Annotated in this window: 14 protein-coding genes; 5 read left to right on the top strand and 9 right to left on the bottom strand. The window is 63.1% G+C overall.

Translation table 11 applies throughout. The features are described 5' to 3' along the window. Window positions 1-22 precede the first annotated feature (22 nt). The 6 genes from ACX5K5_RS05140 to argC are packed head-to-tail and all read right to left on the bottom strand — an operon-like array spanning window position 23 to window position 5,958. Entirely contained in the window at window positions 23-526 is a 504-nt protein-coding gene (locus tag ACX5K5_RS05140; protein ID WP_096254456.1) for an arginine repressor, read from the bottom strand. Beyond that, a complete protein-coding gene (gene argF / locus ACX5K5_RS05135; RefSeq protein WP_459175126.1) occupies window positions 527-1,486 on the bottom strand; it encodes an ornithine carbamoyltransferase in 960 nt (319 codons plus the stop codon). A gap of 50 nt (window positions 1,487-1,536) precedes the next feature. Next, a complete protein-coding gene (locus ACX5K5_RS05130) occupies window positions 1,537-2,724 on the bottom strand; it encodes an acetylornithine transaminase (RefSeq protein WP_188684906.1) in 1,188 nt (395 codons plus the stop codon). Window positions 2,725-2,777: 53 nt separating this feature from the next. Next, window positions 2,778-3,704 (bottom strand): acetylglutamate kinase, encoded by a 927-nt coding sequence (gene argB / locus ACX5K5_RS05125; protein ID WP_442346962.1) that lies wholly within the window; start codon window positions 3,702-3,704, stop codon window positions 2,778-2,780. 26 nt (window positions 3,705-3,730) lie between these two features. Next, window positions 3,731-4,930, bottom strand: coding sequence for a bifunctional glutamate N-acetyltransferase/amino-acid acetyltransferase ArgJ (gene argJ / locus ACX5K5_RS05120; RefSeq protein WP_170947735.1), 1,200 nt, complete (start codon window positions 4,928-4,930; stop codon window positions 3,731-3,733). Continuing rightward, entirely contained in the window at window positions 4,927-5,958 is a 1,032-nt protein-coding gene (argC, locus tag ACX5K5_RS05115; protein WP_188684847.1) for an N-acetyl-gamma-glutamyl-phosphate reductase, read from the bottom strand. The genes argJ and argC overlap by 4 nt, the downstream gene beginning before the upstream one ends. Window positions 5,959-6,129: 171 nt before the next feature. Here argC and ACX5K5_RS05110 point away from each other — a divergent pair, with 171 nt between their 5' ends. Further along, window positions 6,130-7,098, top strand: coding sequence for a quinone oxidoreductase family protein (locus ACX5K5_RS05110; protein WP_459175125.1), 969 nt, complete (start codon window positions 6,130-6,132; stop codon window positions 7,096-7,098). Window positions 7,099-7,204: 106 nt separating this feature from the next. Here the strand turns inward: ACX5K5_RS05110 and ACX5K5_RS05105 are convergent, their stop codons facing one another. After that, complete coding sequence (locus ACX5K5_RS05105; protein ID WP_459175124.1) at window positions 7,205-8,755, bottom strand: DUF5129 domain-containing protein; 1,551 nt, start codon at window positions 8,753-8,755, stop codon at window positions 7,205-7,207. A gap of 357 nt (window positions 8,756-9,112) precedes the next feature. Here ACX5K5_RS05105 and ACX5K5_RS05100 point away from each other — a divergent pair, with 357 nt between their 5' ends. From ACX5K5_RS05100 to ACX5K5_RS05085, 4 genes are all read left to right on the top strand, one after another. Then, window positions 9,113-13,033, top strand: coding sequence for a Pls/PosA family non-ribosomal peptide synthetase (locus ACX5K5_RS05100; RefSeq protein ID WP_443450088.1), 3,921 nt, complete (start codon window positions 9,113-9,115; stop codon window positions 13,031-13,033). A 13-nt stretch (window positions 13,034-13,046) separates the two neighbouring features. Further along, window positions 13,047-14,348, top strand: coding sequence for a M1 family metallopeptidase (locus ACX5K5_RS05095; RefSeq protein WP_188684841.1), 1,302 nt, complete (start codon window positions 13,047-13,049; stop codon window positions 14,346-14,348). A gap of 116 nt (window positions 14,349-14,464) precedes the next feature. Then, window positions 14,465-15,361, top strand: coding sequence for a polyphosphate kinase 2 (ppk2, locus tag ACX5K5_RS05090; protein WP_096254535.1), 897 nt, complete (start codon window positions 14,465-14,467; stop codon window positions 15,359-15,361). A 150-nt stretch (window positions 15,362-15,511) separates the two neighbouring features. Further along, window positions 15,512-15,967, top strand: a complete 456-nt coding sequence (locus tag ACX5K5_RS05085; protein ID WP_346059833.1) for a VOC family protein — start codon at window positions 15,512-15,514, stop codon at window positions 15,965-15,967. Between the two features lie 159 nt (window positions 15,968-16,126). Here the strand turns inward: ACX5K5_RS05085 and ACX5K5_RS05080 are convergent, their stop codons facing one another. Next, entirely contained in the window at window positions 16,127-16,339 is a 213-nt protein-coding gene (locus ACX5K5_RS05080; protein WP_188684839.1) for a hypothetical protein, read from the bottom strand. A gap of 161 nt (window positions 16,340-16,500) precedes the next feature. After that, on the bottom strand, window positions 16,501-19,041 hold the full coding sequence (pheT, locus tag ACX5K5_RS05075; protein ID WP_459175123.1) for a phenylalanine--tRNA ligase subunit beta: 2,541 nt from the start codon (window positions 19,039-19,041) through the stop codon (window positions 16,501-16,503). Window positions 19,042-19,044 lie beyond the last annotated feature (3 nt).

Raw genomic sequence — 19,044 nt, 5'->3', positions numbered from 1 at the left:
AATTTGTGTGCGTCCCGCCCGGCTAGCGCGGTTCGGCCAGCTGTAAAAAGCGGCTGGCCACTTCTCTGGCCCCGTCGGCGGCGCGGGTGATCACCATAATCGTGTCATCGCCCGCGATACAGCCCAGAATTGCGGGAATCTGCGAGTGGTCGATGGCCAGCGCCAACAGGTTCGCGGCCCCCGGCGGGGTGCGCAAAACAACGATATTTGCCGAGCCCTCGGCGGTGACCAACTGCTCCTGACAGATCTTAGCCAGGCGCGCGTCGAGCACCTCCTGGGTGATGGCGGTCTGCGGGGAACGGTCCCCACCCTCTTGGCGGATCGCATAAATCAGTTGGCCCAGGTGGTCGCGGATCCGCACGGCTCCGATCTCCACCAGATCCCGGGAAAGCGTAGCCTGGGTGACCTCCAACCCGTCATCTTTGAGCAACCCGAGCAGTTCTGCCTGAGATTTAACCGAATTATTGCCCAAGAACGCACGAATCCGGGCTTGGCGCGCGGTTTTGGTGCTTGGCTGTACCGACATTTAGAGCTCCACTCGGGGATCTTGCGCCAGACCGGAGGCGACCATCAGCCAGGTCATGATGGCCTTCTGCGCGTGCACCCGGTTCTCGGCCTCGTCGAACACGACCGACTGTGGGCCGTCGAGCACCTCGGCGGAAATCTCGTAGCCGCGGTAGGCCGGTAGGCAGTGCAGTACGATCGCATCGTCCTTGGCAAGCATCATCGCCTCGGCATCCACCGCGTAATCCACGAAGAGCTTCTGTCGCGCCGCCTTCTCATCTTCCTGCCCCATGGATACCCAGGTGTCGGTGACGACCACGTCGGCATCTTCCAGCGCTTGCGCCGCGTCGGTGGTGATGACCACCGAACCGCCGGTTTCTTCGGCACGAATCTGGGCGGCGGCGATAATCTCGGCCGACGGCAGGTAGCCTTCGGGACCGGCGATACGCACGTGCATGCCGGCGGTGACCCCGGCTAGCAGGTAGGAGTTGGCCATATTGTTGGCGGAGTCGCCCAGGTAGACCATGGTCAGCCCCGCGGTTTTGCCCTTGTGTTCCCGCACGGTGAGCAGGTCCGCCAGCAGCTGGCAGGGGTGGTAATCGTCAGATAGCGCGTTAATGACCGGCACCGTCGAGTTCGCAGCCATCTCTTCGAGCCCGGACTGGGCGTAGGTGCGCCACACGATAGTGGATACCATTCGCGCCAACACCTGGGCGGAATCGGCGATGGTCTCCTTATGCCCCAGCTGCGAATCGGTGGAGTTGATGATCAGCGGTGAGCCGCCCAACTCGGCAATGCCCGCGTGGAAGGAAACGCGGGTACGCGTGGAAGTTTTGTCGAAGAAGACCGCGACGGATTGTGGGCCCGCGTAGGGTGTGAAGCCGTATTTATCGGCCTTCATCGCTGCGGCGAGGTCCAAGACCTTGGACTGCTCTGCCGGGCTTAGATCAAGGTCGGTGAGGAAGTGGCGGGTAAGACTCATGGGATGATTCCTTAGTTTCCGGCGGTAGCCGGGCTGTTCGTTCGCAAGGTTTAGACGGCCGCGGTCAGCAGCTGTGGCACGGCGGCGAGGAAGGTTTCGAGTTGTTCGCGGGTAATAATCAGTGGTGGGGCCAGGCGGATGGTGTGTTCGTCGGTGGCGTTGACGATGAACCCGGCATCTAGCGCGGCGGAAACAAACTTCGGCGCTACCGCCGTTTGCAATTCAAAGGCGGTCAGCAGGCCGCGGCCGCGCACGGCGCTAATCCCGTCCAGCTCGGCCAGCGCGGCGCGTAACCAGTCACCGGTTTCGCGCACATGCTCCAGTAGTTTCTCGTTTTCAATGGTGTGGATGACGGCTAGCCCCGCGGCGCAGGCCACCGGGTTGCCACCAAAGGTGGTGCCGTGGTCCCCCGGGGTCAGCCAGCTGGTATTTTCTTCACCGAAGACGATCATCGCGCCGATCGGGAATCCGCCGCCCAGCCCCTTAGCCAGGGTCATCACGTCCGGGAGCACCGGTGCGGAGGCGAAAAATTGCCCGGTGCGGCCCATGCCGGTCTGCACCTCGTCAAAAACCAATAGTGCACCGGCGGCCTGGGTGATCTCGCGCGCCGCGCGCAGGTACTCTGTCTCCAGCTCACGCACCCCGGCTTCACCCTGAATAGGTTCGATGAACACCGCCGCAACGGTTTCGTCAACCGCCTCGCGCAGCGCCTGGATATCTCCGGCCGGAATCCAGCTGACATTATCTGGCAGCGGGGCGAAGGGTTCACGGTACTTGTGCTTATAGGTCAGCGACAGCGCGCCGAGGGTGCGGCCATGGAAGGAGTGTTCCAGGGCAATCACCTTGGTGCGCGGGGTCTGCTCGGTCCCGACATTACGCCGGGTGAGCTTCAACGCCGCCTCATTCGCCTCGGTACCGGAGTTCGTGAAGAACACCTTGGAACCGGCCGGCGCGGCAGAAATTTCTAGTAGCTTCTCCGCCAGGGCAATCTGCGTGGGGGTGCTGAAAAAGTTCGACACGTGCCCCAGGGTGGCCAACTGACTGGTGATCACACTGGTCAGCAAAGGGTTCGCGTGACCGAGGGTGTTGACCGCGATGCCGCCAAGCAAGTCCAGGTAGCGGTTGCCGTCGGCGTCCCACACATGGCAGCCGGCGCCACGCACCAAAACCCGTGAGGGGGTGCCAAAAACGCCGAGCAGTGACTTGTTGTAACGCTCAGTCAGCTCGGCCCCATGCATCGAGGAGAGCTCATTGGCCTGATTCAGCGCACCGTTTGGGTGCAATTCCTGACTCACTTAGATTCCTTATCCTGGGGTACCACCTGGGTGCCAACCCCGGCAGTGGTGAAAATTTCGAGCAGCATCGAGTGCGCCTCACGGCCGTCGACGATATGGGCCTGGGCCACTCCCTCGTCGACCGCCTTCAGGCAGGCACCCATCTTCGGGATCATGCCCGATTCCAAGGTGGGCAGCATGGTGCGCAGCTCATCGTTGGTAATCGAGCTGATCAGCGAGGACTTGTCCGGCCATGCCGCGTAAAGGCCCTCCACGTCGGTGAGGATGACCAGTTTGGCGGCGCCCAGCGCGGTGGCCAGCGCCGCGGCCGCGGTATCCGCGTTAACGTTGAGAATCGCCCCGGTTGGCTCCCCCGCCGCATCAAATTCCGGTGCCACGGTGGAAATAACCGGGATCATTCCGGCTTCCACCAGCGAGTCCACCTGATCGGTGCGTACGCGGGTCACCTCGCCGACCAAACCCAAATCAACGGGCAGCCCGTCGACGAGGGTACCGGTGCGAACCGCTTGGAGCATCGCGCCGTCCTCCCCAGACATGCCCACCGAGTAGGGCCCGTGCGAGTTGATCAGGCCCACCAGGTCACGCTGCACCTGGCCGGTGAGCACCATGCGCACCACATCCATCGCCTCGGGTGTGGTCACCCGAAGCCCGCCACGAAATTCTGACTTGATGCCCAGCGTGTCGAGCATCTTGTTGATCTGCGGTCCGCCGCCGTGCACCACCACCGGGTTGATTCCGGCGTGACGCAGGAACACGATGTCTTCGGCGAAGGCGCGGCGTAGCGACTCGTTGACCATCGCGTTGCCACCGTATTTGATGACCATCGTGGTTCCGGCAAAACGTTGAATCCAGGGCAGCGCTTCGATGAGCGCTTCGGCCTTGGTACGGGCGGCGCCGAGGTGACTTTGTGCGGTGTGCGGCATCGTGGCCGGGCTCCTAGGGTGCGTGCCTAGCTGGAGTAGGCGGAGTTTTCGTGGACGTAGTCATGGGTTAGATCGTTGGTCAAGATGGTGGCCTGCGCGGATCCGGCGTTCAAATCGATGTCGATCGACACGTTACGATCCTCTAGCGAGACCAGCGAACGATCCTCGCCGACACCACCGTTTTTGCAGACCATCACCGAGTTGATCGAGACGTTCAGTTCATCGGGTTCAAAGGCGGCGCGCGTGGTGCCGACCTCGGAGAGCACCCGCCCCCAGTTGGGGTCCTTGCCGAAGATCGCGGTTTTCACCAGGTTCGATCGGGATACCGCGCGGGAGACCTCCAGCGCGTCGGCCTCGGTGGCGGCATTAAACGTCCGGACCGCGATGGTGTGTTGTGCACCCTCAGCGTCGTCGATGAGCTTTGCGGCCAACTCTTGGCACATATCGGCCAGCGCGGCGGTGAACTCTTGCGCGTCCGGGGTGATCCCGGAGGCGCCGGAGGACATCAGCAGCACCGTGTCATTGGTGGACATGCAGCCATCGGAGTCCGCCCGGTCAAAGCTGACCGAGGTCGCGGCGCGCAACGCGGCATCTAACTGTGTGGCGTCGAGCACCGCGTCGGTGGTCAGCACCACCAGCATCGTGGCCAGCGCCGGGGCGAGCATGCCCGCGCCCTTGGCCATACCGCCCAAGGTGTAACCATTCACGGTGCGCGAGGCGATCTTCGGCACGGTATCGGTGGTCATAATGCCGGCCGCCGCCTGATCGGAAGCGTCCTGACCGCCGGCGAGCGCGGTTGCTGCGCGCTCTACTCCGGGTAGCAGCTTGTCCATCGGCAGTTGTTCGCCGATCAACCCGGTGGAGGCTACGGCCACGTCACCGGAGGAAATGTTCAAAAGTTGGGCCACATGTTCGGCCGTCTGGTGGGTGTTGGCAAAGCCTTCGGCTCCGGTGCAGGCGTTGGCGCCGCCGGAGTTCAGCACGATCGCGTCCACTCGGCCATCGGTGATCACCTGTTTGGACCAGTGCACCGGAGCCGCCGCCACGCGGTTGGCGGTGAAGACCGCGGCCGCCGCATAGTTCGGGCCCTGGTTGGTCACGAGCACCACGTCGTTTTTACCCGTGGATTTCAGGCCCGCTGGCACACCTGCGGCGCTAAATCCTGCCGGTGCGGTGACTCCGGCCAGTGTGGCCTGCGGAAAGGTTGGGGTGTGGGTCAGGCTCACGGTGCGACTCCTTGCATTAACAATCCGGTGGTTTCGGGCAAGCCCAGTGCGATGTTCATCGATTGCACGGCGGCGCCGGCGGTGCCCTTGGTGAGGTTATCCAGCGCGGCGGTGACGATCACTCGTCCGGCGTGCTCGTCGAACGCTAATTGCATGTGCACGTGGTTTGAGGCTTGCACCGCGCCGGTGGTGGGCCACTGGCCCTCGGGCAGCAGGTGCACAAATGGTTCGTTGGCGTAGGCCGATGCCCAGGCCTCGCGTAATTGGGCGGCGCGCACTCCTGGCTTGACCCGCGCGGTGGCGGTGGTCAGGATACCGCGCGGCATTGGGGCCAGCGTCGGGGTGAAGGACACGGTCACGTCCTCCCCGGCCAGTTTGGAAAGGCCCTGTTCCATTTCGGGAATGTGGCGGTGGATACCGCCGACGCCATAGGTGCTCATCGAGCCCATGGTTTCGCTGCCCAGCAGGTGGGTTTTGGCGCTTTTTCCCGCGCCGGAGGTGCCGGAGGCGGAAACGATCACTACGTCTTGTGGCTCAAGTAACCCGGCGTGGTAGCCCGGGGCGAGGGCCAGCTGGCCGCCGGTGGGGTAACAACCAGGTACTGCTACGCGTTTGGCGCCGGCGAGTTTCTCGCGCGCCCCGGGAAGTTCGGGCAGTCCGTAGGGCCAGGATCCGGCGTGTGGTGAGCCGTAGAATTTTTCCCAGGCGCTCGCCGATTCCAGGCGGTGATCCGCGCCGGCGTCGATGACCAGGGTAGATTCGGGCAGGGCCGCCGCCACCGCTGCGCTCGCGCCGTGCGGAAGGGCAAGAAAGACCACGTCGTGTCCGGCAAGGTTTTCCACGGTGGTTTCCACCAGCACTCGATCGGCCAGGGAGTGAAGATGCGCGGCGATGCCGCCTAGTCGCAATCCGGCTTGGGAATGCGCGGTGATCGCACCAATCTCTACCTCTGGGTGATTGGCTAAAATTCTAAGGACTTCGCCTCCGGCGTATCCGCTGGCGCCGGAGACAGCAACTGAAATCGTCATGACCTCACTCTACAACCGGTTATGCATCAAACCTAATAAATATGCATAAATTGTTCGTCATTTCATGCCAGCTCTGGGTTGTCGCTCATCGAGCTCACACCCGCCACACTTAGACTGGGATCAGGCAACGGCCAGCAACTTGGCAAGGGACAAAGATTGGAAGCGCATCGTATGAATCAGCAGAGCATACTCGTCTCCCACGCAGGTGGACCCGAAGTGATGGAACTAGGTGATGCCCCCATCGAAGCCCCGGGCGAGGGCCAGGTCCTGGTAAAGATCGAAGCGGTCGGCGTGAACTTCATTGAAACCTATCAACGCTCCGGCGTCTACGCGGTGGACTACCCCTTCACCCCGGGAACCGAATTTTCTGGCACCGTGACCGAGCTAGGTGAGAACGTGCGTCACCTGAAGGTCGGGGACCGCGTTGCTACCTCCAGCGGTACCAAGGGCTACGCGCAATTTGCGGTGGTCGACGAAAACCAACTGGGCAAGGTGCCGGCCAACGTTGATCTGCGCCTGGCCGCGGCGCTGCCCTTGCAGGGCATGACCTCGCACTACCTGACGCATTCGAGCTACCTGGTCCGTTCGGGCGACGTCATTCTCACCTACGCCGGCGCCGGCGGAGTGGGCCTGTTACTGACTCAGATCCTGAAGATGAAGGGCGCGACGGTGATCACCACCGCCTCCACCCAAGAAAAGAAAGACCTGGCGCGTGCCGCCGGAGCAGATTACGTGGTGGATTACGACCAGGTGGAGGCCACCGTTGACAAGGTCACCAAGGGCCAGGGCGTGCATGCGGTCTACGACGGCATCGGCAAAGACACCTTTGACATTTCGCTGAAGGTACTCAAGCGCCGCGGCACACTCGCACTCTTTGGAGGAGCCAGCGGCCAGGTGCCACCCTTTGATCTGCAGCGCTTAAACGCGGGTGGATCATTAACCGTCACGCGCCCGAAGCTCGCAGACTTTTTGGCCACCGACGAAGAACGCGCCTGGCGTTTTGGCGATGTATTCGGCTGGGTGGCTTCCGGTGAGCTCGATATTCGGGTGGGCCAGGAGTTCGCGCTCAAAGATGCGGATCAGGCGCATCGGGCGCTGGAATCGCGAAAGACCACCGGCAAGGTGCTCCTCGTTCCCTAAACGCCTGCCCGCGCGCGAAGGCACCGCGTAGCACTACGTAGCGAAGGCCTGTCACCGATTTTGGTGGCAGGCCTTCGCCGTGAGTTTCAGTAGTTGCGGCGCAACATTAGAAGTGCGAGGAGCCTCCGGCGCCGGAGAAACTACCTCCACCGGAGTAGCCCTGGGAAACACCCGAAGACCCACCCGATGAGCGTGAGCTATCCACCGAGCTGACCGCTTGGCTGTAGCCGGTGCTGTAGGAACCCACGGACCAGTACATCGCGGCCGGGTAGCTGACGTCCAAAATTGTGCCGACAGCGCGCGGCCTTTGATTTGTTGCGTCATAGCGTGAGCGCTTTAGCTCCGTGCGCATTTCTTCTTCCTCTTCCGGACTCTTCGCATAGGTCACGATTTGTGCGTTGGCCAAAGCATCAAGTTTTTCGGTCAGTTGCACGCGCAAATCTGAGAGAGCATCAAGCGCATCATCAACCTCGATGCTTTCACTTTTCAGCTCGTCGCCCAGACGTTGCAACTGATTGCGGGCTTGAGCCGCGAAGGAATTCAACGCGGCCACGCTGGCTCGAACCTCTTCGTCGCCGCCTTCCGCGGCGTCAGTAGAATTTTCTGTCAGTTCGGGCAACGCGTTGAGGTCTTCAAGTAGCGGGGCGATCTGCCTGCGCCAGGCCGCTTCCCAGTTGGCATCGCGGGTATAGAGGGATGCGGCATCAATGATCGCGTCGTCGGTCAAATCCAGAGTTTGTGCGGTGGACAAAAAATCCTTAGCCCGAAGCACTCCAACACTGCGTGACCGCAGCTTTTTAGTCGTTGCCTCCAACTCCTGGCGCTCACTGAACACCACACGGTAGTCGGCGCTGAAGTTGGCGAAGCGGCTAGCGAGCACGGTTGCGTGCGCGGCGTCGGCCGGGAGCGTGCTCGCTGCAAGTTCGGTGGCATCCAAGTCCAGCGTGACCCGGGTCAGGTGTTCGGTGCCCTCACCCAGCGCTTGGCCAAAACGTTTGCGATTGTGTGCGCGCACCGCGGCGGTGATCCCCACCGTGCCCAGCGCTCCGAGTCCGCCAAGTCCCACGGTCCATCCCAGTGCCGGATGCTGATACCAGGGGCGATTCATGATTTTGGACCCGCGCTCGGCCACCGCGATCACCCCGTCGGACCAGCGTCCGGCGTTAAAATCCTCGTACCCGGCCTCGTGAATGGAACCCATTTGCCCCTCGGAGACTTTACGATCCTCACCGAAGTAGGTGCCGACCTGCCCGTCGCCTTGGCCTTCCACCGACAAGGTGATGATGAAGTAGCCATCGGCCCAGTAATCCCCGTAGTCTTCGGGCTTATCCGAAATCCATTCGCTGTGGCTGCTGCGCGCAAAATCTAGGGTTTTCGTGTTGATGTCATCGGAATACTCTCCGTTGCGCGTATACACGGCCACCTTGGTCGGCTCGTTAAAGTCCAGGCCTTCGATTGCGTCGCGCAGTTTGTCTTCGTTGAGCACGTTTGCGGTGTCATCAACGGTGATCGATTCGAGCGTGTCCGGCTCAGCTGCGACGGCATAAGCCCCGGGGATCACGCTGGCCATCAGCAACGTGGCGGCAAATCCGGCAGCCACGGTGCGACGCGCCGCCACCGCAACGCTGCTCAGGCCTGTTGACTGGGGCTGATGCATGGAAAATTCCTCCAGAGGGGGTGTCGAGATTTATTCCGATCGATGCGCTTATCACCCAGCCTACTCGGTGGCTGCGCTTGCGCGCATCCCCACGATGGACGGGGCACGGCCTCAAACGGCGAGAATTTGGCCGCCCGTTATGTGTCCGAGCAGCGAAATTGTTGATGTGATCCATACGACCAAAAGCACCCAAAGCTTCCCCGTGACCGTTTTGAGGGGCTTTAATAGGTGCAGGACGTCGCAACGTCCGATCCCCTCCAGGATCCATACCCCTTTTTCATGCGAACCCGTCTCCCCCACGAACTCGCAGCCCACTGGTGCACCCCACCCGTACCGAAGGGACGGATCCGCCCGCTTATGGACTCCGTAGATAGTTCCACCCCCGAGAATTCGACGATCTACCCGGCGCAGTTTCCGGCCGGTTCGCTGGCCCCCGAGCCACGCACGCTGATCGAGATCTTGCAGGCCACCGCGCAGGCCCATCCCGACGCGCCGGCCATTGACGACGGCTCACACATCGAAAGTTACGCCGAGCTGATCGAAGAGGTTAAGACCAAAGCGCTACGCCTGCATCAGTCGGGCCTCGGCGCCGGGGACCGGATTGGCGTGCGTGTCACCTCCGGGACCGCCGCGCTCTACGAGTGGATCTTGGCGATCCTCTGGGTGGGTGCCGCCTACGTTCCGGTGGATGCCGACGATCCCGACGAGCGCGCCAAAACCGTGTTTGACGAGGCCCAGGTGGCCGGTTTCATCTCCGGCACCGATCAGCTCACCGTGATCGACCCGCTGCGTGCGACCCCCTTCCCCAACCCACGCGCCCCACGCCTTGGCGACGACGCGTGGATCATCTTCACCTCCGGGTCCACCGGCAAACCCAAGGGTGTTGCCGTCACGCACCGCTCCGCGGCCGCCTTTGTCGACGCCGAGGCGCAAATGTTTTTGCCCGCCGACCCGCTGAACACCAGCGACCGGGTACTTGCCGGACTGTCGGTGGCCTTCGACGCATCCTGCGAGGAAATGTGGATCGCCTGGCGCAACGGCTCCTGCCTGGTCCCGGCCCCGCGTGCCCTGGTCCGCAGCGGCATGGATCTGGGCCCCTGGCTGATCTCCCGTTCGATCACCGCGGTATCCACCGTGCCCACTCTGGCCGCGCTCTGGCCGGCCCAAGCGCTGGATTCGGTACGTCTGCTGATCTTCGGCGGGGAGGCCTGCCCGCCGGAACTTGCCGCACGCCTGGCCACCGACAGCCGCGAACTGTGGAACACCTACGGTCCGACCGAAGCCACCGTGGTGGCCTGCGGCGCCACCATGGACGGCAGTTTGCCGGTGCGTATCGGCCTGCCGCTAGCCGGCTGGGATCTAGCAGTAGTGGACCCCGAAGGTATCCCGGTGTCCGAGGGGGAATCCGGTGAACTGATCATCGGCGGCGTGGGCCTGGCCCGCTATCTGGATCCGGAAAAAGAAGCGGAAAAGTATGCGCCGATGCCCACCTTGGGCTGGGACCGCGCCTACCGCTCGGGCGACATGGTGATCAACGACCCGCTGGGGTTGGTGTTCATCGGGCGCGTGGATGACCAGGTGAAAATCGGCGGGCGGCGCATTGAACTGGGCGAAATCGACGCCGCACTGGCTTCGCTCGAAGGCGTGTCCAACGCCGCGGTGGCGGTGCGCGAAACCAATACCGGCAACAAGATGCTGGTCGGTTATCTCGCCGCAGCCGCAGATTACGATCTGAGCGCGGCACGCACCGCACTGCTCGAAGATTTACCGGCGGCGATGGTGCCGCTGTTAACCCTGGTGGACACCATGCCGATGAAAACCAGTGGCAAGGTGGACCGCAATGCCTTGCCTTGGCCGTTGGCAGGCGCCGGGGAGCAGAGCGAAGAGGAACTACACGGGCTAGACGAGACCGGGCAGTTTGTGGCCGACGCGTGGCAGGGCGCGTTGGGCGCGCCGGTGTCCAGCGCGGACGCCGACTTCTTCGGTTCCGGCGGCGGCTCGCTCTCGGCGGCCCAATTGGTCTCCGCGCTACGCTCTCGCTACCCGGACCTGACGGTTGCCGAACTTTACGACTACCCCCGCTTTGGCGCGTTGGTGGAATACCTCGGCGGGCAGCAGATCAACGACGAGGTCATCGAACCTCGCATCGTCAAGCGCACTCGGCGCATCACCCAAATCACCCAGACTCTGCTCGCGGTGCCGTTGTTCATCCTTTCCGGCTTGCGCTGGTTCACCTACCTGATGCTCGGGCATTGGTTCCTGCTCAGCGTGGGAATTCTCGAAGCCCAGTTGCCGATCCCGTGGTACTCGATTCTGGCCTCCTGGCTGATCTTCGTCACCCCGGCCGGGCGCATGTGCCTGTCGATCGTGGCCAGCAAGCTCTTGCTGCGCGGCCTGACACCGGGAACCTATCAGCGTTCGGGCTCGATGCACCTGCGTCTGTGGCTGGCACAGCACATTTCCGACGTGGTGGACCCGATTTCCCTGGCCAGCGCGCCACTGTTGCCTTGGTATGCCCGCATGCTCGGTGCGGATATCGACAAAACCGCCACCATGCACACCCTGCCGCCGGTCACCGGAATGCTGACCGTCGGACCGGGCGCCACCTTGGAACCCGAGGTCGACGTCTCCGGCTACTGGATCGACGGTGACAAGGTACATGTGGGCCACGTGAGCGTCGGAGACTTCGCCTCCGTCGGCGCCCGCACCACCCTGGTTCCCGGCGCCGTGGTTGCACCGCACACCATCGTGGAAGCCGGCTCCGCCATCTACGGTGAAACCCGCGAGAACTCGCGCTATGCAGGATCCCCGGCCGCCCGCGAGGGACGCGCCAAACCACGCTGGCCCGAGCAAATTCCTTCGTATCGCCTCCTTCCGCGCGTGCTGGGTGCTCTCGGTTCGGTGTTGCTGAACCTCTTGCAGTGGTTGCCGGTGGTTTTGGCCGTGTTGGCGGTCACTCCGTTGCTGCGTGCCGAAGATTCGCTGACGTCGATCGGCTGGAAATTCATTCCGGCGGTGTTGCTGGCCGCCCTGGTGTGGTTCCTGTCCATGATGGCGCTGATCGTTATCGAGGTGCGGTTGCTGTCCATCGGTCTCGTCGAGGGCTGGCACCCGGTGACCTCCAGGGTCGGTTGGCAGGCGTGGGCGACCGAACGCGTGCTGGATACCGCCCGCGATGTGCTCTTCCCGCTCTACGCTTCATTGTTCACCCCGGTATGGTTGCGGTTGCTCGGTGCGAAGGTCGGACGCGATGTGGAGATTTCCACGGTGCTGCTGATCCCGAAGATGACTACCATCGCCTCGGGCGCGTTTCTGGCCGATGACACCATGGTCGCCTCCTATGAGCTGGGCGGCGGATGGATGCACATCGCCCCGGTGCGTGTGGGCAAAAAAGCCTTCCTGGGTAACTCCGGCATCTTGCATGCCGGGCGACGAGTGCCTAAGCGCTCGCTGATCGCGGTGCTTTCGGCCACCCCACGCAAGATGAAGGCCGGCACCTCCTGGATCGGTTCTCCCCCACATAAGCTGCGCCGCACCACCGTGGACGCCGAATCTGAGCGCACCTATCAGCCGCCGATGAAGCTAAAAGTCATGCGCGCGCTGTGGGAGCTGACCCGCGCTCTGGCCGTATTCACCACCGTGGGCATCGCCGGCGGTGTGTTGTGGGCGCTGTCCGCGCTGGCCACCCACGTGAACCCGCTTACCGCGGCGCTGCTCTCCGGAGCGGTGCTGGTGGTGGCCGGAGCGGTGGCCGCACTGACCGCGCTGGCCGCCAAATGGCTGGTGGTCGGGGTGATCCGCCCGGGCGAGCACACACTGTGGAGCTCGTTCATCTGGCGCACCGAAATGGTTGACTCATTTGTCGAACTGGTCTGCGCCCAGTGGTTTGCGCGCCTGGCCTCCGGCACCCCGGCGCTGGTCTGGTTCCTGCGTGCCCAGGGCGCCAAGATCGGGCATGGGGTATGGTGCGAAAGTTACTGGTTCCCCGAGGCGGACCTGGTCACCTTGGAGGATCACGCCACGGTGAACCGCGGCTGTGTGTTGCAAACCCACCTCTTCCACGACCGCATCATGTCCATCGACACGGTCACCCTGGGTGCCGGCGGTACGCTTGGCCCGCATAGCGTGATCCTGCCCGCCGCGGTTATTTCCGAGGGCACCACCGCAGGGCCGGCCTCGCTGATCCTGCGCGGTGAACGACTGCCGGCCAATACCTACTGGCGTGGCAATCCGGCGGTACGCTGGAACATCACCACCGATCAGCCCGTGAAAGCCTAGAGGACCGCACCGCATGCCGCAGCAGCTAGATGACTACACCAAACACCACGGTTCCGAGCAGTACACCGTGGAGCACTATGACCTGGAGCTCAAGTGCAAGCTGGCCAGCAACCTGCTCGAAGGCAAGGCCGTGTTGCACATCCGCGCACTGGTCGACCTCGATGTGGTGCGGCTAAACCTGCATGGGTTGCGCGTGCTTAAGGCCACCTGCCAGGGCAAAAAGCTTGCGGCCACCAAAAGACACCACCGTATCGAGGTGAAGCTGCCCGCAATGCTGCCCGCCGGCGAACAGGTGGAACTGGCGCTGCGTTATGCCGGAAACCCGGGGGTGGATAACGGGATGTGGGGAGAGGTCGGCTGGGAGGAACTAACCGACGGGGTGCTGATTTCTGGTCAACCCACCGGGGCGGCCACCTGGTTCCCCTGCAACGATCATCCCAGCCACAAGTCCAGCTACCGTTTTTCGATCACCACCGATGCCGGCTACCGGGCGGTGGCCAATGGCGAACAGGTCAGCTACTCCCGGGCCGCGAGCGCGGACACCTGGGTCTACGAACAGCGTGAACCGATCGCCAGCTACATGGCGACCGTGCAGATCGGACGCTACAGCGAAATCCCGTTTGATACCGAAGGCCACCTGCTGGCCTACGCGGTGCCCGGCATGGATTTGGCGGTGCGTGGCGCCTTTGCCAAGCAGGGCGAGATGGCCGAGGTTTTTGAACGGCATTTTGGCCCCTACCCGTATGCCAGCTACAAGATTGTGGTGGTCGACGACGAGCTGGAAATCCCGTTAGAGGCCGCCGGGCTGAGCATTTTTGGGCGCAACCACCTATCCCTTGACTGGGAGGCACAACGGCTGATCGCGCACGAATTTTCGCACCAATGGTGGGGTAATTCGCTGACCTTAAAACGTTGGACAGACATCTGGTTGCATGAGGGATTCGCCTGCTTCAGCGAATGGTTGTATTCCGAGTCTGCCGGGCTGCTCTCGCTGGCCGATCGGGCCCGAGCGGCTTGGGAAAAGCTCGAGCAGTCCGCGCAGGACCTGGTTATCGGCGCCCCGGGGCCCGAGCTGATGTTCGATGACCGGGTATACAAACGCGGCGCGCTGGCGTTGTTCGCGCTGCTGGGCGAAGTGGGCGCCGAAGCCTTCTACGCGATGCTCAAGGAATGGGTCGCCACCCACGCCCATGGGCATGTGGACACCGCCGCGTTCCTCGCGCACGCCCAAGGGTTCGCGCCAGGCACGCTTGATGTCGCCGCGCTGTTGGAGCCCTGGCTCTACGAACAGGCATTGCCGGCCTTCCCGCGCTAGCGCACCTCCCACCACGGGTGCCACGTGGCGTAGGCTATACGTCATAAACGCCTAAGTCAATGAACGGTTAGCCAATTGTTCATGAGGTGTTCACCTGGCAAAAATACACTGGAGTCATGACGGTTGAACTCCCCCTGCTTGAAGATGCATTTCGCGGCTACCACGTGCTGGACAACGACGACGATGACCCGGTGCTGGTGCGCGCGGACGGCTCCATCGTGGACACCTGGCGCGAGGACTACCCCTACGACGCCAAAATGGAGCGGGCGGCCTACGATACGCAGAAGCGTGCGCTACAGATCGAACTGCTCAAGCTGCAAAAGTGGCTCAAGGCGCACGATCGACGGCTGATGATCGTCTTCGAGGGACGCGACGCGGCCGGCAAAGGCGGCACGATCAAGCGCTTCACCGAACACCTGAACCCGCGTGGGGCACGCGTCGTCGCCCTGGAAAAGCCGACCGAGCGCGAATCCACCCAGTGGTATTACCAGCGCTACATCGAACACTTTCCGGCCGCCGGGGAGATCGTGCTCTTCGACAGGTCCTGGTATAACCGTGCCGGGGTGGAGCGCGCGATGGGGTTCTGCAGCGAAAATCAGGTCGAGCACTTTTTGGAGCAGACCCCGCACTTCGAGCGGCTGCTGGTGGAGGAGGGCATCGACCTGGTGAAATTCTGGTTCTCCGTCTCCGCCGCCGAACAGTTCACCCGCTTCCTCATTCGCCGCATCGACCCGGTGCGCCAGTGGAAGCTCTCCCCCATGGATCTGGCCTCGCTGGACAAGTGGGATGACTACACGGCCGCGAAAAAACAGATGTTCCTGAAGACCGACACCGAGCATGCCCCATGGACGGTAGTGAAGTCCAACGACAAGAAGCGTGCCCGGCTGCAGGCCATGCGCCACGTGCTGAGCCGCTTCGAGTACAAGGGTAAGGACCACGCGCTGGTCGGCACCCCCGATCCGCAGATCGTCGGGCGGGCTGCGAAGGTCATCAGCCACGGCGAAGAGTTCTAGTCCTGCCCTTCACGCCACTCGCCTCTCTTGCAGCTCGGTGGCGCCCGGCACTACGCTGGGGCAACCGATACGCTCCGGCGTTGCCCCTGGGACGGCCTGACCTCTGGCGACGCTACCTCGAAGCGGTGCGCGAATTCTGGAGGAAAAAACATGGCGGAACCAAAGACATCACAATCCGAGGCGCGACCGGCGACAGCGCCCGCGCCCTACATCCTTTTTCCGGGCACCGCCGCCCACGCGTTGGAACACTACCAACATATTTTTGGCGGAACGCTCGCGCTCTTTAGCTATGCAGAATTTGCGCGCACCGACGGGCCTGGCGAGTACATCGCCCACGGCATGCTGCGCGGGAGGCTCACCCTGTACGCGGCCGATGCCGCACCGAGCGAAGAAGCGGTGTCCACACAAGGGTTAATGCTCAGCCTGCTGGGCACGGCGGCACCCGAAATACTGCACACTTGGTTCGACCAGCTCGCCGAGGGCGGCACGGTACTTGATCCGCTGGCGCGCAAACCATGGGGCGCCAGCGACGGGCAGGTGCGTGACCGTTTTGGGGTGCACTGGCTCATCGGCTACGAACCGGAACAGTACAACAAACCAACGTGAGCGCGGTGAGGCCAAGGTCCTGCTGTGGAGCCTAGTTCGGAGTCGAACACCGGGATAAAGTGTTCTACCAGCGGACAAGGATCGGAAAAATGGTGCAGCGCCTGCTTCCAGCGCACCGGCAGGATAGCGTGTTCCACGATCATGGTTTTGCGCTCGCTGCTAGGGTCCGCTCGGGCGCCCGGGCAGCGGGTCCGCGGGCGGTTCGCTGAATTCCACGCTCGGGGTCGGCGGCTCTTCCAGATGTGTGCCGGCGCCGCGCTGGATTAGATTTACCGCGCCCATCGCCAAGAACACCGCCACCGCTACCGCGAGGGCTCCAAGCACCACAATAAGCAGCACCGCGCCAAGTCGCGCGGCGATCCGTGAACCCATGGCAATGCCCCCGAGGTAAGTTGTGTGGAGCTTAATTCTACCGCGCGCCTGCAGGCGCTGGCAGATGCATGCAGGACAAAACCAACGCCCCGGGGTATTCCGCGTGATTGCAGATACCTCGGGGTGTTGGTTGCCCGACGCGAAGCGCCGATTGGCATTGTTTAGCGCTGGGTGGCGCCGAACTTCTCGGTGGCCAGAGCTACCGCGGCGGCCCGCGCCTCGGAGGCTTCATCGGCGGTCAGCGTGCGGTCCGCGGCGCGGAAACGCAAACCGAAGGCCAACGACTTCTTGCCCTCTTCGATGCCCTTGCCCTGATACACATCAAACAAGGTGATGTCTTCGAGCAGTGCGCCGGCACCCTCGCGCAGGGTGTCAAGCACGTGACCGGCAACAACGTGTTGATCAACGACCAAGGCAACATCCTGGGTAGCCAGCGGCTGGGTGGACAGTGACTGCGCCACGACCACCTGCGGAGCGGCAGCCATCAGTGCAGCAGCGTTCAGCTCCATTGCCACGGTGCGCGGCGGCAGATCGGCGTCCTTGAGCAGCGCCGGGTGCAGCTCGCCGGCGTAGCCAACCACTTCGCCAGCAACCTTCAGTGTGGCGGCGCGGCCCGGGTGGAAGGCCTGATGATCGCCCTGAGCAACCTCCAGGTCAACACCAAGGATGTCCGCGACGGTGCCTGCGGCATCCAGTGCGTCGGCCCAGTCCCAGGCACGCGGCGCGAACCCGGCGGCGGCCGAAGCCTCGTGGCCGGTGAAGACCGCGGCTAGCTGCCATGGCTGGTTGGGGACACCGTTGCACAGGTCCGCTAGCACCTCATCGCTTGGCTTAACGCCCAGCGGAGGGAGGAACGCCGAACCGAGCTGATCGTCTGGCAGGAACACCAGACCGCCCTCGTACAAGGCCAGATCGCGGAAGCCACGGCCGATATTGCGTCGTGCGGTGTCCAGCAGACCCGGCAGCAGGCTGGTTCGCAGGAAACGGAATTCCTTGGAGATCGGGTTGGCCAGCGACACGGCCTTCACCGTGGCGCCAGCTTCCGGAGTGCCGAACATGTTGTTCTGCGCTTCGGAAACGAACGGGTAGGTCAAGACCTCGGTCAGGCCAGCATCGGCCAGGCCCTGCAAGAGGCGCCGGCGCTGGGACTGGGTCCGGGTCAGGCCGCGCCCTGGTGGGGCCACCGGCAAGGTGGCCGGGATCTGGTCGTAGCCAACCACGCGGGCTACTTCCTCGACCAGGTCTTCCTTGATCTCTAGGTCCGGGCGCCAGCTTGGTGCGCTAACCAAAAAGCCCTCGGCGTTTTGCGCGACGGTTGCACCAATTCCCTGCAGCGCGGTAATGGTCTGCTCGTCGGTGTACTCCACGCCGATCAGTGCCCCGGCGAAACCGGCTGGCAACTGGATCTGGGTGTCTGCCGGAACAACGCCTGCGTCGGTGACCTTGCTGGTCTCGGTACCACCGGCCAGCTCAACGAGCAGATTCACCGCACGCTGCGCGGCGATGTCCATGATGTGTGGGTCAACCCCACGCTCAAAACGCTTGGAGGCCTCCGAAGGCAGCTTGTGGCGGCGACGGGATCGTCCGACGGACACTGCGTCGAAGTGTGCAGCCTCGATCAGCACGGTGCTGGTGGACTGACCGACCTCGGTCGCCGCGCCACCCATGACGCCAGCAATACCAATAGCGCCTGACTCGTCGGTAATCAGCAGGTCCTCAACCGACAGCTCGCGGCTCTTTTCATCGAGCGTGGTGAGCTTTTCTCCGGCGGCCGCACGACGCACGGTGATCGCACCGGTGAGCTTGTCCGCATCGTAGAAGTGCAGTGGTGCGCCAAGCTCGAGCATCACGTAGTTGGAGATGTCGACAACCAGCGAGATCGAGCGCATGCCTGCCAGCTGCAGGCGCGAGGCCATCCAGCGTGGGGTGGGCAGCGATGGGTTGATGCCGGTGACTTCGCGAGTGACAAAACGCGTGCAACCGGGCACGTCGTAGATGGGTGCGTCGTCGGACAGGATGACCTGGTGTCCGGCTTCGGTTGCCTCGGTGACGGAAATGGTGGTTGCCGGATCGGTGAAGGAGGTGCCGGTGGCCAGCGCGTATTCGCGGGCTACGCCGCGGATCGAGAAGCAGTAGCCGCGGTCCGGGGTCACGTTGATCTCCGCGGCCTGATCGTTCAGTCCGAAAAGCTCAAAGACGTCGGTGCCCACTTCTGGGTCTAGTCCGTAGTTGGAGAGCACCATGATGCCGTCGTGGTCTTCGCCGATGCCCAGCTCGCGGGAGGAGGCGATCATGCCGGCAGAAACATGTCCGTAGGTTTTGCGCGGGGTGATCTTAAAGTCCCCTGGCAGCACGGCGCCGGGCAGGGTGACAACAACCTTGTCACCCTCCACGAAGTTGTGTGCGCCGCAGATGATGCCCTGCACGCCGCCCGGTTCGATGCCCTTACCGGTCAGCGTCTGCTCGGTACCTTCGGGCACCACGCGAACCTGGCACCAGTTGATGGTTTTGCCGTTGGTTTGTTCTTCCTTCACCAACGAGAGCACCTGACCGACGACGATCGGGCCCGAGAGCGTGTCGGAGGGACGGTGCACGTCCTCTTCTTCCAAACCGACCTTCACCAGATCGGCCATCAAGTCTTCGGCGCTCGCATCGGCCGGAAGCTGCGTGTATTCGCGCAGCCATGAAAGTGGAATACGCATAAC

Source organism: Glutamicibacter bergerei (assembly GCF_054495185.1).
Note: the sequence above shows the minus strand (reverse complement) of the source record. Positions and strands in the feature narration are given on the sequence as shown.